A 15,810-nucleotide genomic window follows, 5' to 3' on the forward strand; every position below is an offset into this window, starting at 1 on the left:
CTTTTTTTTAGTCCGCCCAAAATTTCATCAAACCTCGCATATGCACAAATCCGCGCCATGGCCGCCTGCAACTTGGGCGTTTTCAGGGCATCGCGGGGAGGCAGCACATCACACCCGATGCAAATCAATCCACCAAAGGATTGATAAACAACAATTATCCGATTGATTTTCGTGCCGGCGGCACTTGGCACAATTCTCGCTAATACGTCCTCGCACTCGCGGCATGAAGGTGACGATGCCTTTTCTCCCGACCGGTAACGGTCAGGGGCCGCGGTGCCGAAATTGCGGTTCCGACGCTGGGATCGCCTGGAGCAATGGCGCTCCGATGACACGCACGGGCCTTTCCTGCCCCTGGATGTCGTCGGAGCGCCTTTTTTATTTTCAGCCTGGCCGCATGGCCGGAAACAGGGAGCCCGCGTATCATGAGCCAGACCGACAAATCTTCCGCCGGCCTGACCCGCCGTTCGCTTCTGACCCAGACCGCGAAGGCCGCTGGGGCAGCCGCTATCCTGACGGCAGCCCGCAGCGCCCTACCAGCCGGCGGCGCCTGGGCCGCGGCAGCACCCGAAGTGACGGGCGCCACGCTTGGCTTCATCGCCCTGACCGACAGCGCGCCGTTGATCGTGGCCAAGGTGAAGGGGCTGTTTGCCAAATATGGCATGCCCGACGTCAATGTCGTGAAACAGGCCAGTTGGGGCACCACCCGCGACAATCTGGAACTGGGATCGGCGGCTGGCGGCATTGACGGTGCCCATATCCTGACGCCCATGCCTTACCTGATGACCACTGGCAAGGTGACCAAGAACAACCAGCCGCTGCCGATGGCCATTCTGGCGCGGCTCAACACCAACGGGCAGGCCATTTCCGTGGGTGCCCGTTACAAGGACCTGGGCATCACAACCAAGGCCAAAGGCCTGAAGGAAGCCTTCGCCAAGCAGAAGGCCGAGGGCAAGGATGTCAAATGCGCCGTCACCTTCCCCGGTGGCACGCATGATCTGTGGATGCGTTACTGGCTGGCATCCAACGGCATCGACCCAGACAAGGACGTCTCCACCATTGTGGTGCCACCGCCGCAAATGGTGGCCAATATGAAGGTCGACACGATGGAAGCCTTCTGTGTGGGCGAACCCTGGAATGCCCAGTTGGTGAACCAGGGCATCGGCTTTACGGCGCTGACGACCGGGGAACTGTGGCATGACCATCCGGAAAAGAGCCTCGGCATGCGCGCCGACTGGGTGGAGAAAAATCCCAATGCCGCCAAGGCCCTGCTCGCCGCCGTGATCGAGGCCCAGATCTGGTGCGACAAGCCCGAGAACAAGGCGGAGATGTGCCAGATCGTTTCCGGCCGTGAATGGTTCAAGGTGCCGGTCGAGGATATTCTGGGCCGCGCCACGGGCACCATTGATTACGGTGACGGGCGTATTGTGAAGAACAGCCCGGAGATCATGAAATTCTGGTCCGATCATGCCTCCTACCCGTTCCAGAGCCACGATCTCTGGTTCCTGACAGAGGATCAGCGCTGGGGCTACCTGCCGGCTGATCTGGACACCAAGGGTCTGATCGGTAAGGTCAACCGCCAGGATCTGTGGCGGGAAGCGGCCAAAGTAGCCGGTGCTACGGACCTGCCCACCGACACCTCACGCGGTATCGAAAAATTCTTCGATGGCCGCGCATTCGATCCCGCCAACCCGGCGGCCTATCTCGCGTCGCACGACATCAAGCGTATTGCCTGAGTTGAGGGAGGAAAACAACATGTCGACGATCAGCGAGAATAGTGCCGTCGGTCGTGTGCAGGGGGGTGGCGGGCTTTCTGCCCTGGCCGCCACCCTGCACACGACCCTGGACCGGGCGCGTTCCAAACTGTTTGATCTTTTGCCCCTGATTGTGGCGCTGGTCACGCTGCTGGGGATCTGGGAACTGGCCTGCCGGGGAGCAGGCTCTTCCCTGCCGCCGCCCTCCCGCGTGGTCAGTGAGACCTGGGAACTGATCATCAATCCGTTCTTCGATAATGGGGGTGTGGACAAGGGTCTGTTCTGGCACTTGGCGGCCAGCCTGGAGCGGGTCGCCATCGGCTTTACGCTGTCGGCCATCACCGGCATCGCGCTGGGCGTGCTGATCGGCCAATCCAGCCTGGCCTATCGTGGGCTGGACCCGATTTTCCAGGTGCTGCGCACGGTACCGCCGCTGGCCTGGCTGCCCATTTCCCTGGCTGCCTTCCGACAGGCGGACCCGTCGGCGATCTTTGTGATCTTCATCACGTCGATCTGGCCCATCATCCTGAACACCGCCGTTGGCGTACGGCAAATCCCGCAAGATTACCGTAACGTGGCCCGTGTCCTGCGCCTGTCGCCGCTGGAGTTTTTCTTCCGCATCATGCTGCCTTCCTCCGTGCCGTTTATTTTCACCGGCCTGAAGATCGGCATCGGCCTGTCCTGGCTGGCCATTGTGGCGGCTGAAATGCTGATCGGTGGGGTGGGTATCGGCTTTTTCATCTGGGATGCCTGGAACAGTTCGCTGATGAGCGAGATCATCCTGGCGCTGGTCTATGTCGGGTTGGTCGGCTTCATCCTCGACCGTGTCATCACGGTCATCGGCAACCGCGTCGCGGGTCGCAAGGTCGGATAAGGAGAGCATGCCATGACCCATCCCTATCTCTCGCTGGAAAATGTCGGCATGGATTTCACGGTAGCCGGGCGCACCTTCCATGCCGTCACCGATGTCAATCTCGGTATCGACCGGGGACAGTTCGTCTCCATCATCGGCCATTCTGGTTGCGGAAAATCCACCTTGCTGAACATTGTGGCGGGGCTGACGCGCTGCACAACCGGCGGGGTCATTCTGGATGGGCAGGAGGTCAACAGCCCCGGCCCCGACCGGGCTGTGGTGTTCCAGAACCATTCACTGCTGCCGTGGCTGACCGCGTACCAGAATGTGCGGCTGGCCGTGGACAAGGTGTTCGGCGCCAGCAAAAGCGCCAGTGAGCGCCATGACTGGACCTTGCATAATCTGCGGCTGGTCCATATGGACCATGCCGTGGACAAGCGCCCGGACGAGTTGTCAGGTGGCATGAAACAACGCGTTGGCATTGCCCGTGCCCTTTCCATGGAACCGAAGGTCCTGCTGATGGATGAGCCGTTCGGGGCGCTGGATGCTCTGACCCGCGCCCATCTTCAGGACACGGTGATGGAGATTCAGGCCCGGCTGAACAGCACGGTGATCATGATCACCCATGATGTGGACGAGGCTGTGCTGCTCTCCGACCGGATCGTGATGATGACCAACGGGCCGTCGGCCACCATTGGTGAGGTCCTGACCGTCGACCTGCCCCGTCCGCGCCGCCGGCTGGACCTGTCCGACGATGCACGGTATGTCGGCTACCGGGCCAGCGTGCTGCGGTTCCTGTACGAAAGGCACGCCAAGCCCGAAGCCGCATAAATCAACACCAGCCGATGAAAGGGGGGGAAGGGATCACGGTTCCCTTCCCCCCCTTTTTTGTCATCTGCGCCGGGGCCACAAACGGCGATCAGCCGGCGATCAGCCCATGGCCTCCTGATAAAGGTCGGGACGCCACACGGCATTTGCCAGCCGGATACGATCGGCGTCTGACAGGTCCAACTGTCCGGCAGCGGCCATTTCCGATAACAGCCGCAGCGCATCCGCCCGGTCAGGACGGTTGCGGTCCGGCGCAGGAATGGCGCCTTGCAAGGTCAGTTCGATCAGGTCGGCAGCAAGGCCGACATACTGAGCCTCTGCCAGCAGCCGAGCCAGTTCCGCGCGGTTTGCGGGATCGCAGCTCCAGTCAGCAGCCTTCACGACCGCACGGATCAGCGCTGCGACCTGGGCCGGATGCTCCTCTGCCCAATCGGCACGCAGGCCAAGCACCTTCTCCAACCCATCAGGACGGATATCGGCCTTAGTCACCACAACCTTGCCAATGCCGCGTTGCACGGCCCGCTGGTTCCACGGTTCACCCGCGCAATAGCCGTCGATCCAGCCCGCCGCCAGACTTTCCACCATACGCGGCGGGGCGATCACGCCAATATTCACTTCCGACCGGCCATCGACACCGCCATCAGCGAGCCATTTCAGCAGCTCGTAATGGTGGCAGGAGAAATGGAAGACGGTCACGAAGGAGAGAAGTGGCTTGCCTGCGGCACGGTCGGCATCAATGATCGGGCGCAGAGCACGCGCCCGAAGAGCCGGCGGCCCCGCCATAACTTCCGGCGCCACCAGAACCATGCGTTCATACAGGTCAAGCGACACGGTCACAGCATTGTTGCCCAAGCCCAACGATACAGGCACCCGCAAAGCCGTGGCCGGAACGCCGGCAATCCCCTGATGGATGGCCAGGGCCAGTGGCGCCAGGATATGGGCGCCATCCACCCGCCCGAAGGCCAACCTGTCACGCAGCGCCGCCCAGGAAGGTGCGCGTTCAACCACCAGATCAATGCCTTCCGCCGCAGCAAAGCCCTTTTCCGCCGCAACGACCGGAATGGCGCAATCCACCAGGGGCGCGAAGCCCAGCTTGACGATCTCGACCATTCTCAAATCTCCATCTCGAAGGCGGTGATCACGCTCTGCGCGATGTCGGATAGTTTGCGGTTCTGTTTCATGGCAGTGCGCCGCATGAGGTTGTAAGCATCCTCCTCCGGCAGGCCGCGATGCTTCATCAAAAGCCCCTTGGCCTTCTCCACCTGTTTGCGATCCTGCAATTTGGATTGCGCCTCGTCCCGTTCGCGACGCAGCCGGTCAAAGGCGTTGAAGCGGGTGATGGCCGTTTCCACGATGGGCTTGATCCGGTCCTGGCGCAGCCCATCGACGACATAGGCGCTGACCCCGGCCTCAATCGCGGCATGGATCATCTGGCTGTCGCTTTGATCCACGAACATGGCGATGGGCCGCTGCACCACACGGCTGACCTGGAACATCTGTTCCAACGTATCGCGGTCGGGATTTTCCAGATCGATGATGATCACATCCGGCGCCAACGCCTGGATGCGGGCCAGGAGATTGACGGAGGGGCCGATCGTACTGACCCTTACCCAGCCGGATTCCACCAACCCCCGTTCCACCACGGCAGCGCGGTCGGGATTGCCGTCAATGATCAGGATGTTGGGCTCTGGATTGGCCATACCGTCACCCCGCCATGGCGCAGACAGCCAGCGTCGGGTGTGTGTATTGGACCATTGGGGACGAAACCATCGCTGTGCTGCCCTGTCATATGCGGGCCGCCTGCCGGGGATCGGTCGGCGGCCCATAGTCGCGGCGGGGACGCACCCCAGCCCGGCCTGGTCGTCCGCCGTTGGACGATCGAATGTCCCAACCGCGGGACAGGTATCGTTCAGCAATGGTTGTGCCAGCGCAGGCAGGCGCGGGATTCCGGGCCTTTGCACAATCCAGCGGTTTCACAACTGCACAAAAAAGCATCATCGCTTGCATGCTGCCTGAATTTGCAGCAAGGCGACGGCCCGGCAGATCGACCGTACGGTCCCAGAATCCAGCGATTTCAACAAGTTGCTGCCTTGGCACGCCATTCGCAAAAGAAACAGCGGCGCAAGGCGATGTGGCGTTGCGACGGCCCTTCCCAACGGGGGGGCAGATAGAGGGGTCCAAGGCCGGGCCCCACCGGATAATGGCGTCCGAACGTGTAATTGTCCCCTGATGGGGGACGAAGCACGGTCGGGCGCCTTTTTTATTGCGCATTTTTTGCGCAAGCGATGGATGGAGCCAGACATGACCCCCCTCTCCGCCTCCCCGGCCACCACCGCCTCACGCCCCCGGCTGGTCGTGATCGGCAATGGCATGGCCGGCATCCGCGCCGTAGAAGAGCTGCTGGAACGCGCCCCCGATCTTTACGACATTACCGTGTTCGGCGCCGAACCGCGCGTGAACTATAACCGCATCATGCTGTCGCCCCTGTTGTCGGGGGAAAAGAGTTTCGATCAGATCGTGATCAACGATCTGGACTGGTATCTGATCAACCAGATCAAGCTGCATGCCGGCGACCCGGTGGAGCAGATTGACCGCGACGACCAGGTCGTCATCACCAAATCTGGCCTGTCCGTCCCCTATGACCGGCTGCTGATCGCCACCGGTTCCATGCCCATCGTCATCCCCATTCCGGGCGCCCGGCTGCCGGGCGTTGTAACTTTTCGCGATGTGGATGATGTCGACACCATGCTCAGTGCCAGTGCCAAGGGCGGACATGCCGTCGTGATTGGCGGCGGTCTGCTGGGTCTGGAAGCCGCCGTGGGCCTGAAGGCGCGCGGGATGGAGGTCACTGTCCTGCATCTGGCAGGCCACCTGATGGAACGGCAGTTGGATGCATCCGCCGGGCATCTGCTGGCTAAGGAGCTGGAGCGTCGGGGCCTGACGGTCCTGACCAGTGCCGATACTGCCGCTATCCAGGGTGACACCCATGTCACGGGCGTGGCGCTGAAGGATGGGCGGGAATTGAAGGCCGATCTTGTGGTGATGGCCGTCGGTATCCGGCCCGACACGCGGCTGGCGGCGGCGGCAGGTTTGGAGGTCGGGCGCGGCATCCTGGTCGATGATCATATGGTGACCAACGATCCCGCCATCAGTGCCGTCGGTGAATGCGTGCAGCATCGCGGAGCCTGCTACGGGCTGGTGCAGCCCCTGTTCGAGATGGCCAAGGTCCTGGCTGACCATCTGGCCGGCAAACAGGCGGCGGGCTATCCCGGCTCCGTCACATCGACCAAGCTGAAAGTGACCGGCGTCGACGTGTTCTCCGCCGGTGATTTCAGCGGCGGGCCGGGCACGGAAGACATCGTGTTCCGCGATGCCGGTCGCGGCGTCTATAAGCGCATCGTGTTGCAGGATGGCCGCATCAAGGGGGCCGTCCTGTATGGCGATACCGCCGATGGGGCCTGGTATTTCCAGCTTTTGAAGGCAGGCGAAGATGTGTCGGGTCTGCGCGACACCTTGATCTTTGGGCAGGGATTTGCGGCCAAGGAAGGCGGTGCTGCAAACCCTACCGCCGCCGTTGCGGCGCTGCCTGATACGGCGGAAATCTGCGGCTGCAACGGCGTCTGCAAGGGCACCATCGTCAAGGCCATCACCGAGAAGGGCCTGACCAGCCTGGATCAGGTCAAGGCGACCACCAAGGCATCGGCATCCTGCGGGTCCTGCACCGGTCTGGTCGAAGGGCTGTTGGCGCATGCCCTGGGTGGGGAGTATGAGGCGGCCGGCGTCAAGCCGATCTGCAAATGCAGCGACCATGACCATGACACGATCCGCCGCCTGATCCGGGTTCAGAACCTGAAGTCGATCCCTGCCGTCATGCAGGCCCTGGAGTGGAAGACGCCCGACGGCTGCCACACTTGCCGCCCGGCGCTGAATTATTACCTGTTGGCCACCTGGCCCGGTGAGTATGTCGATCACGGCGCCAGCCGGTTCGTGAACGAGCGGGTTCACGCCAACATTCAGAAGGACGGCACCTATTCGGTGGTCCCACGCATGTGGGGCGGGCTGACCAACGCCAAGGAACTGCGCGCCATCGCCGATGTGGTCGACAAGTTTGACATCCCCACCGTTAAGGTCACGGGCGGACAGCGCATCGACCTTCTGGGTGTGAAGAAAGAGGATCTGCCTGCCGTCTGGTCCGACCTGAATGCCGCCGGCATGGTGTCGGGCCATGCCTATGGCAAGGCGCTGCGCACGGTAAAGACCTGTGTCGGATCGGAATGGTGCCGCTTCGGTACACAGAAATCCATGGAGGTCGGGGTCAATCTGGAAAGGATGACCTGGGGCTCCTGGACGCCGCACAAGTTCAAGATGGCCGTGTCCGGCTGTCCGCGGAACTGTGCGGAGGCCACCATCAAGGATTTCGGCGTCATCGCCACCGATGGCGGCTTCGACCTGCTGGTCGGCGGCAATGGTGGCATCAAGCTGCGCGGCACCGACCTTCTGACCAAGGTCACGACCGAAGAAGAGGTGCAGGAATATTGCGGCGCCTTCATGCAGCTTTACCGCGAAGAGGCGCATTACCTGGAGCGCACAGCCCCCTGGATCGAACGGGTGGGCCTGGATTTCGTCAAGGCCCGCGTGGTGGATGATGCCGAAAACCGCCGTGCCCTGCATGCCCGCTTCCTGGCCAGCCAGCGCCATGCGCAGGTCGATCCCTGGGCCGAACGGGCACCTGGCGCCCCCGCTGCCCGTGATTTCCAAACGCTTGCCACCGTGGAGTAAGGCCATGCACCGCCCGCTTGAATGGAAGGATATCGGCCCGCTGACGGACATTCCCGTCCAGGGCGCGCGCCGCGTGGACCATCGGGAAGGCCGCATCGCGGTCTTCCGCACCATCGATGATCAGGTCTTCGCCCTGCGTGATGAATGCCCGCACAAAAAGGGACCGCTGTCGGAAGGCATCGTGCATGGCCATGCCGTGACCTGCCCGCTGCATAACTGGGTCATTGATCTGGCCACAGGCTTTGCCAAGGGCCCAGACGAAGGCTGCACGGGGCGTATCCCCGCACGGCTGGTCGATGGGCGGGTGGAGCTGGGGTTGGTGGCTTAGTTCCCCTTCATTTCCTTTTTATCGCCTCCCCGGCGAAGGCCGGGGCCCAGGGGCCAAAAGCCCGACCGCTCCTCCTCTTCGACGACGCAAACCCGGCCGTAGTGCTGGTGGCCCCTGGGCCCCGGCCTTCGCCGGGGAGGCGAAAAGCGCAGTGAGAGGGGATAACCGGAGTACCCCATGTCCACCACCGACATCCGTACCACCTGCCCCTATTGCGGCGTTGGCTGCGGGCTGATTGTCAGCCGGGCGCGGGATGGCTGGGTGGTGGGCGGCGATCCCGATCACCCGGCCAATCAGGGCCGCCTCTGTTCGAAAGGTGCCGCCCTGATCGACACCGTTACGGCGGAAGCATCAGGCGATGTCCGTCTGCTGTATCCGGAAGTGGCGGGGCAGCGGGTCAGTTGGGACAAGGCCATTGCCGAGGTGGCGGGGCGGCTGTCGGAGACCCTGGCCGAACATGGCCCTGACGCCATCGCCTTTTATGTCTCCGGCCAGTTGCTAACGGAGGATTATTATGTGGCCAACAAGCTGCTGAAGGGTTTCATCGGCAGCCCCCATATCGACACCAATTCCCGGCTCTGCATGGCCTCCACCGTGGCCGGGCATAAACGCGCCTTCGGGGCGGATGTGGTGCCGGGCTGTTATGAGGATCTGGAGATTGCCGATCTGGTGATCCTGGTCGGTTCCAACCTCGCCTGGTGTCACCCCGTACTGGCCCAGCGGTTGCGCAGCGCCAAGCGCGACCGGGGTACCCGCGTTGTCCTGATCGACCCGCGTGGCACCGCGAGTTCCGACCTGGCCGACCTGCATCTGGCCCTGAATCCTGGCAGCGACGTGGCCCTGTTCAATGGCTTGCTGGCGCATCTGGATCAGGCTGGGGCCATCGACCGCGATTATGTCCGGCATCATGTCACGGGGCTTGAGCCGGCGCTCGAGGCCGCGCGGGAGGATGCGGGCGATGTGGCGGCCACCTGTGGCCTGGACCCGGCCGATGTTGCCACCTTCTATGACTGGTTCACCAACACCCCGCGCACCGTCACCGTCTTCAGCCAGGGGGTGAACCAGTCTTCGCGCGGAACCGACAAGGTGAACGCCATCATCAATTGCCATCTGGCCACAGGCCGGGTGGGCAAGCCGGGTTCCAGCCCCTTCTCCGTGACAGGACAACCCAATGCCATGGGCGGGCGGGAGGTGGGCGGGCTGGCCAACCAGTTGGCGGCCCACATGAACCCCGATGACCCGGCGGATGTGGATCGGTTGCGCCGGTTCTGGAACGCCCCGGCGCTGAAGGGCGGCCAGGGTCTGAAGGCTGTGGACATGTTCCGCGCCATCCGCGAAGGCCGCATCAAGGCCCTGTGGATCATGGCCACCAACCCGGCGGTCAGCCTGCCCGAGGCGGACCTGGTACGGGAGGCCCTGCGCCTCTGCCCCACGGTCATCGTTTCCGACATTGTCGGCACTACCGACAGCCTGGATTACGCCCATATCCGCCTGCCCGCATTGGGCTGGGGCGAAAAGGACGGCACTGTCACCAATTCCGAACGCCGCATTTCCCGTCAGCGCCCCTTCCGCGAGGCGCCGGGAGAGGCCAAGGCCGATTGGTGGATCATGGCCAAGGTTGCCGCCGCCATGGGTCACGGCCCGGCCTTCGCCTGGCGCACGCCAGGCGAGGTTTTCCGGGAACATGCGGTCCTTTCCGGCTTTGAGAATGATGGGCTGCGCGCCTTCGACATCGCCGCCTGGGGCCGCAAGCGCGAGGCCGATTATGCCGCCATGCAACCCTTCCAATGGCCCATGCCCGCGGGGGCCAAGCGTGGGACAGAGCGGATGTATGACGATGGCCGTTTCACCCATGGCAATGGCCGTGCCCGTATGTGCCCTGTGCGCCACATCCCGCCGGTCGAACGCGCCTCCCTGCGCTTCCCTCTGATCGCCAATACCGGACGGTATCGCGACCAATGGCACACGATGACGCGCACGGGCCTGTCGGCGCGGCTGTCGGCCCACCGGCCTGAACCGCTGCTGGAAATCCACCCGACCGACGCGCAGGCCGCCGACCTTCTGGATGGCGACCTGGGCCGGGTGATCAGTTTGCAGGGCGAGGCGGTCTTGCGTGTGGCGATCACCGAGGCGCAGCGCCCCGGTCAGGTTTTCATCCCCATGCACTGGTCCGACACGCTGTCGGCCAAGGGGGCCATCGGTCGCTTGATCGCGCCCCACACCGACCCGGTGTCAGGACAGCCGGAAAGCAAGCATATCCCCGTGCGGGTGGAACGGTTCGTCACCGCCTGGGCCGGCCTGTTCTTCACCACACGCCCTCACGACCTGTCCGCCATTCCCTATTGGGTGCGTCAGGAGGTGGGCACCTGCCGGATTTATGAACTGGCTGGCGATGCGCCCCCCGTCCTGTCCGGCCTGACGGATTGCGAGATTCTGGACTTCACCGACCCCGCAAGGGACATCACGCGCCGCGCCTGGGTGAAGGAAGGCAAGCTGATCGCAGCCCTGTTCCTGGCCCCAGAACGGCCGGATATTTCACGCGACTGGCTGTCCAGCCTGTTCGCCAAGTCCACCCTGACACCACTGGACCGCGCCCGCCTTCTGGCGGGTCGTGCGCCGGAAACAGAGGCAATGGATGATGGCCCCCTCGTCTGCTCCTGCCATGGGGTGGGTCGCACCAAGATTACCGTCGCTGTGCGTTCACGCCCAGCCTGTTCGGTTGCGGATATCGGCAACCTGACGGGGGCTGGGACTGGCTGCGGTTCCTGCCTTCCCGAGATCAAGGAGATTCTGCGCCATGCTGCACCTGTCGTCGCGGCCTGATCCGGCAAGCCCCATGCCCTCGTTCCCCATCTTCCTGGATCTGCGGGGGCGGCCCGTATTGGTGGCCGGTGGCGGCGATGCGGCAGCGTCCAAGGCCCGCCTGCTGGCCCGCGCTGGGGCTGATATCCTGCTGCTGGCCGCCACAGTGGGCGAAGAGATGCTTGACTTGCTGGAAAGCGGGGTGATCCAGCGACGGGAGACGGAATTCCGGCCGGAACTTCTGGACGGGGTGGTCATCGCCATAGACGGATCGGGTGATCCCGACCTGACCGACCGTATCCGCTGTGCTGCCTTTACCCGCAATGTGCTGGTCAATGTCGTGGATGTGCCAGAACAGTGCGATTTCACGGTGCCGGCCATTCTGGACCGGTCGCCGGTGGTGGTGGCCGTGTCGACGAGTGGCGGTGCCCCGGCTCTGTCTCGCAACATCCGGCAGCGATTGGAAGCGGCGATCCCTGCTGGTTACGCCAGCTTGGCGCGGGCCGCACAGCGGGCACGAGCCAGTGTGCGCCAGTCCCTGTCCATCCCCCGCGACCGGCAACGTTTCTGGGATCGCGTCCTGTCCGGCGATCTGGCCGACCGACTGATGGCGATGGACGAGGACAGGGCGGTCGAAGAGATCGTGGCCAGCCTATCGCGCTTCATCGCCGGCGGACGGGATGAGGGCGGGTCGGTCACGCTCGTCGGGGCTGGCCCCGGTGATCCAGGCCTGCTGACGGTCAGCGCAGCCCGCGCCATCGGGTCCGCCGATATCATCCTGCATGATGCGCTGGTGCCCGACAGCATCCTGGCCCTGGCACGGCGGGAAACGCGACTGGTATCGGTGGGCAAGCGCGCGGGCTGTCGCTCTGTCCCGCAGGAATTCACCAACCGCCTGATGGCCACCTGCGCCAGGAAGGGCCTGCGCGTGGTGCGGCTGAAGGGTGGAGACCCGTTCATCTTTGGCCGCGCAGGCGAAGAAGCGGAGTTCCTGCGCGGTCATGGCGTGGCCGTAACGGTGATCCCCGGCATCACGGCAGCCATGGGGGCAGCGGCACAGCTAGGCCTGCCGCTGACCCATCGTGGTGTGGCGCGGTCGATGCGCGTCGTGACGGCCCATTGCCGCACATCAGGAGAAACCGACGCCATCGACTGGACCAAACTGGCCGATCCCGGCACGACACTGGCGTTGTACATGGGCCGCGACCGGCTGGGTGATATCGCCGATAGTCTGATCAAGGCAGGCCTGCCGCCGGACACGCCCGCCGCCCTGATCGCCAATGCCTGTCGCCCGGATGCAGAGGTGAGGTTCGCCCCCATCGCCGCCCTACCCGGCGCCCCGGCCTTGACCAACCCGGCAGCGCCATCGCTGATCCTCGTGGGGGATGCGGTGGCGCTTGCACCGGGCTGGGCCATGGACAAAATGGTGCAGGTCAGTGCAGCCTAGAGGGATGATGGACCCGCCGTGATCGTGGCTGTGGCGGGTTTCAATCCGTCTCCAGTCACGGTCACCTTGATCTTACCCTGGGTTTCCGATGCCCGCACCATCACCAGCGCCCGCCCGTTCCAGGCCTGACGCCGAGCGGCACTGAAGGGGGTGTGGTCGGTGGGCGAGCCATTATCGAAGGCCGCCAGCACGCCCGGCCCGTCCACGGTTACCGACAATGCATGGGCAGCGTCGGGGACGCGGATACCCTTGGCATCCACCACTTCAACCCGAATGAACCCAACATGGTCGAAGCCGGGCGTCAAACGGGACTGCTCGGCCACCAGCTTGACCGACATGGCGGGACCCGCAGTGCGCAATTCATGTTCCGCCACCTTGCGCCCGCCTGTGTCATAACCAACGGCGCGCAGGCTGCCCGGCGCAAACGGCACGTCAAAACGGATAGCACTGTCATCGGCATTACGCGGCTTGCGGCCCAGCGAGCTGCCATTCAAGAACAGTTCGACCGTCGGCGTATTGGCCACCACCTCCACCTTCTCCAACTGTCCCGTCTGCTGCGCTGGGGTCCAGTCTTCCAGCACACCGGGTCCCTTGGGCTGCGGCATGGCAACGCCCACCATGGTGGGCAGTTCGGATGTGTCGACCTGTTCCGTCACCCGCCGGCCCAACCGGACCACCGGTGTTTCAGACCACCAGGAGGCCCGTTCCCACCCGATCGGCTTCACCATGTCGGTGCGGTCCACCAAACCGGACGGATTGGAAATGAAGGGCCACCCGGCGCGGTCCGCCTCCCCGAGGTAATCGGCACCCGTCCACAAGAACATGCCGGCATAGGGCGCATAATCACGCACGGCCAGCCAAGATGCCCGGTTCTTGGAATTCTCCGTACCGATGATCAGGCGCGATGGCTTGTCCTGATGCGCCTGGATCAGTTCCCTTTCGCGGTAGTTCTGCCCCACGACATCGAGAAGATCGGCCAGACCGTTCTTGTAGTCGCCCGTGGTGTTGGGCCGGAACAAGGCCATGGTCACGGGGCGCGTCGGGTCCTCCGCATGGAAAATGGCCTTCAGCCGTTCGATGATCGACTTCGCGACCACGGGATAGGGCGTATCGTGAATTTCATTGCCGATGGACCAGATGGCCACGGAAGGATGGTTTCGATCCCGCTTCACAAAGTCGCGTGCGTCCAATGATGACCAGTCGGTGAAGAACAGATGGTAATCTTGCGGGTTCTTCGCCACCGTCCACATATCGAACGCTTCATTCATGACCACGAGGCCCAAGCGGTCGCACAGGTCCAGGAATTCCGGACCAAACGGGTGATGGGCCGTGCGTATCGCATTGACGCCCAATGCCATCATCCCGCGCAGCCTGCGTTCATAGAAGGACAGCGGCACCGCCATGCCAAAGGCGCCGCCATCGGCATGGATGGCCACACCCTTCAGCTTCACATTGCGGCCATTAATCCAAAAGCCGCTATCGGCCTTAAACACCATCTCCCGCACACCAAAATGCGCGCTGTCGGTTTCCAAGATACTCCCATCATCGCCGATGATCTGAAGTTGCGCCTTGTAGAGGTTGCCCTGACCGATGTCCCAGCGGACGGGGTCGGTAATGCGGGCTTGCGCCGACAGTTTCATGGCCCGCCCGGCCGGCAGGGTCACCGTGTCGCCCTGGCTCGTCGAAACATGCTTGCCATCCGGTCCGGTTATGGTGACACGCAGATGCGCCTGCCGGTCGGTCTTACCGCGATTGATGATGGCGCTTTCCACCCCCACATCGGCGGATGTCTCTGTAATCGCCGATGTTGATACGCGCGTGCCCCAGCCATCGACATGCACATCACCGGTCAAAAGCAGCCGAACATGGCGATAAATGCCGCCACCGGCATACCAGCGTGATGCCGGCTGATGCGACGTGTCAGCCCGAACGGCTATGACGTTCTCACGATCAAAATTCAGATGGTCGGTGATCTCATACCGGACGCTGGAATAGCCGTTGGGTCGGTGCCCGACATGCCTGCCATTGATCCAGACGCCGCCGCGTTCCATGACGCCGTCAAGTTCGATGAAGACCCGCTTGCCACGGTCTTCCGCAGGAAGAGTGAAACTTTTGCGATACCAGGCGACACCGGTTGGCAGGAACCCACCCGACCCCGTCGCCGGGGCATGACGATCAAAGGGACCAGCGATGGCCCAATCGTGCGGCAGGTCCACCTGTACCCAGTCCGCCGCCGCACCCTCGCGGCTTTCGGCCCCGGCGATATCGCCCTTGGCAAAGGTCCATCCGGCATTGAAGTTCCGCCATTCACCAGCACCAGCGCTGGCCGAGCCCAACACCATGGCCAGAATCAGGGCCATCACCGACCCACGCAAACCCTTGTGCATATTCCTGTCCCCTTATATCGGCCGCCCATTCCTTGTCGGCCTTGTTTTTCAGCAGGATCGCCCCGCGAGAGCGGGCCCGGCAGTACCGGCGGGAGCAGGCCCGCGTCACGCAGCCATCAACTGCCCCTTGACATCTCATAATATATGACATTACATCGCACAATATGAGACATTAGGATTAATCATATTTTATCGAGGTCGGTCGATCGGGTGTGGGCTTGCAGAGAATGCTGGTAATCCGTGCGGTGACCAGCCGGTAGCGGTGATATCAGTAAATATTATTCTACGGCATTATAAATAATATTTAGATTTAAGTTCCCATATATTGAAATTATCCAGCCATTGATGTGTAAAATACTGGGATCATATTTGGTGCATGATCTATTAATTTTTTCTTTACATCGCGATTATTAATCATACTAATGAGATCAGAAACAAACAAAGCCGGTCACTAAGCGTCCCGTCTGGACGGACACCGGTGTCAAAAATCGAGGGAGACGGGAAAATGACCAGTCAGGACAAGCCCGCCAGCCATGAGAGACCGGGCATTTACGGACAGGATCAGGCAGGCCGCCACACCTGGCGCCAGCATTCCTGATCCCGGTGCCCCGGCCCAGGCTGGGTTTGAAAGATGC

General features: G+C 62.8%; 10 protein-coding genes. 7 read left to right on the top strand and 3 right to left on the bottom strand.

Annotated elements, in window-relative coordinates; translation table 11 throughout:
- Nucleotides 1-422: 422 nt before the first annotated feature.
- Genes CHU95_RS12210 through CHU95_RS12220 form a run of 3 tightly spaced genes read left to right on the top strand, consistent with a single transcriptional unit; the run spans nt 423 to nt 3,435 of the window.
- On the top strand, nt 423-1,733 hold the full coding sequence (locus CHU95_RS12210; protein ID WP_094456621.1) for a CmpA/NrtA family ABC transporter substrate-binding protein: 1,311 nt from the start codon (nt 423-425) through the stop codon (nt 1,731-1,733).
- A gap of 19 nt (nt 1,734-1,752) precedes the next feature.
- The gene (gene ntrB, locus CHU95_RS12215; protein ID WP_094456622.1) at nt 1,753-2,625 is read left to right on the top strand and encodes a nitrate ABC transporter permease; all 873 of its coding nucleotides are present in this window, start codon (nt 1,753-1,755) and stop codon (nt 2,623-2,625) included.
- Nucleotides 2,626-2,637: 12 nt separating this feature from the next.
- A complete protein-coding gene (locus CHU95_RS12220; protein ID WP_094456623.1) occupies nt 2,638-3,435 on the top strand; it encodes an ABC transporter ATP-binding protein in 798 nt (265 codons plus the stop codon).
- 99 nt (nt 3,436-3,534) lie between these two features.
- On the opposite strand, the gene CHU95_RS12225 is transcribed toward CHU95_RS12220, so the two are convergent.
- Together CHU95_RS12225 and CHU95_RS12230 are read right to left on the bottom strand one after the other, a co-directional pair.
- Nucleotides 3,535-4,542, bottom strand: coding sequence for a CmpA/NrtA family ABC transporter substrate-binding protein (locus CHU95_RS12225; protein ID WP_094456624.1), 1,008 nt, complete (start codon nt 4,540-4,542; stop codon nt 3,535-3,537).
- A gap of 2 nt (nt 4,543-4,544) precedes the next feature.
- Nucleotides 4,545-5,132, bottom strand: coding sequence for an ANTAR domain-containing response regulator (locus CHU95_RS12230; RefSeq protein WP_094456625.1), 588 nt, complete (start codon nt 5,130-5,132; stop codon nt 4,545-4,547).
- Nucleotides 5,133-5,733: 601 nt separating this feature from the next.
- Between CHU95_RS12230 and nirB the strand changes: the two genes are divergently transcribed.
- From nirB to cysG, 4 genes are all read left to right on the top strand, one after another.
- The gene (gene nirB / locus CHU95_RS12235; protein WP_094456755.1) at nt 5,734-8,211 is read left to right on the top strand and encodes a nitrite reductase large subunit NirB; all 2,478 of its coding nucleotides are present in this window, start codon (nt 5,734-5,736) and stop codon (nt 8,209-8,211) included.
- A 4-nt stretch (nt 8,212-8,215) separates the two neighbouring features.
- Entirely contained in the window at nt 8,216-8,539 is a 324-nt protein-coding gene (gene nirD, locus CHU95_RS12240; RefSeq protein ID WP_094456626.1) for a nitrite reductase small subunit NirD, read from the top strand.
- 177 nt (nt 8,540-8,716) lie between these two features.
- Nucleotides 8,717-11,362: a nitrate reductase gene (locus CHU95_RS12245; protein ID WP_094456627.1), complete on the top strand. Its 2,646-nt coding sequence runs from the start codon at nt 8,717-8,719 to the stop codon at nt 11,360-11,362.
- Complete coding sequence (gene cysG / locus CHU95_RS12250; RefSeq protein ID WP_094456628.1) at nt 11,337-12,788, top strand: siroheme synthase CysG; 1,452 nt, start codon at nt 11,337-11,339, stop codon at nt 12,786-12,788. Before CHU95_RS12245 ends, cysG begins: the two co-directional genes overlap by 26 nt.
- Here cysG and CHU95_RS12255 read toward each other — a convergent pair.
- Nucleotides 12,785-15,175, bottom strand: a complete 2,391-nt coding sequence (locus CHU95_RS12255; protein ID WP_207762475.1) for a glycoside hydrolase family 2 TIM barrel-domain containing protein — start codon at nt 15,173-15,175, stop codon at nt 12,785-12,787. The genes cysG and CHU95_RS12255 overlap by 4 nt on opposite strands.
- Between the last annotated feature and the right edge of the window lie 635 nt (nt 15,176-15,810).

This window comes from Niveispirillum lacus (genome assembly GCF_002251795.1).
Lineage (GTDB): Bacteria > Pseudomonadota > Alphaproteobacteria > Azospirillales > Azospirillaceae > Niveispirillum > Niveispirillum lacus.

Excerpts from the sequence above, each read along its gene's own strand:
- nirB (WP_094456755.1), top strand. The coding sequence starts at position 5,734 with ATGACCCCCCTCTCCGCCTCCCCGGCCACCACCGCCTCACGCCCCCGG.
- nirD (WP_094456626.1), top strand. The coding sequence starts at position 8,216 with ATGCACCGCCCGCTTGAATGGAAGGATATCGGCCCGCTGACGGACATT.
- cysG (WP_094456628.1), top strand. The coding sequence starts at position 11,337 with ATGCTGCACCTGTCGTCGCGGCCTGATCCGGCAAGCCCCATGCCCTCG.
- CHU95_RS12255 (WP_207762475.1), bottom strand. The coding sequence starts at position 15,175 with ATGCACAAGGGTTTGCGTGGGTCGGTGATGGCCCTGATTCTGGCCATG.
- CHU95_RS12220 (WP_094456623.1), top strand. The coding sequence starts at position 2,638 with ATGACCCATCCCTATCTCTCGCTGGAAAATGTCGGCATGGATTTCACG.
- CHU95_RS12245 (WP_094456627.1), top strand. The coding sequence starts at position 8,717 with ATGTCCACCACCGACATCCGTACCACCTGCCCCTATTGCGGCGTTGGC.
- CHU95_RS12225 (WP_094456624.1), bottom strand. The coding sequence starts at position 4,542 with ATGGTCGAGATCGTCAAGCTGGGCTTCGCGCCCCTGGTGGATTGCGCC.
- ntrB (WP_094456622.1), top strand. The coding sequence starts at position 1,753 with ATGTCGACGATCAGCGAGAATAGTGCCGTCGGTCGTGTGCAGGGGGGT.
- CHU95_RS12210 (WP_094456621.1), top strand. The coding sequence starts at position 423 with ATGAGCCAGACCGACAAATCTTCCGCCGGCCTGACCCGCCGTTCGCTT.
- CHU95_RS12230 (WP_094456625.1), bottom strand. The coding sequence starts at position 5,132 with ATGGCCAATCCAGAGCCCAACATCCTGATCATTGACGGCAATCCCGAC.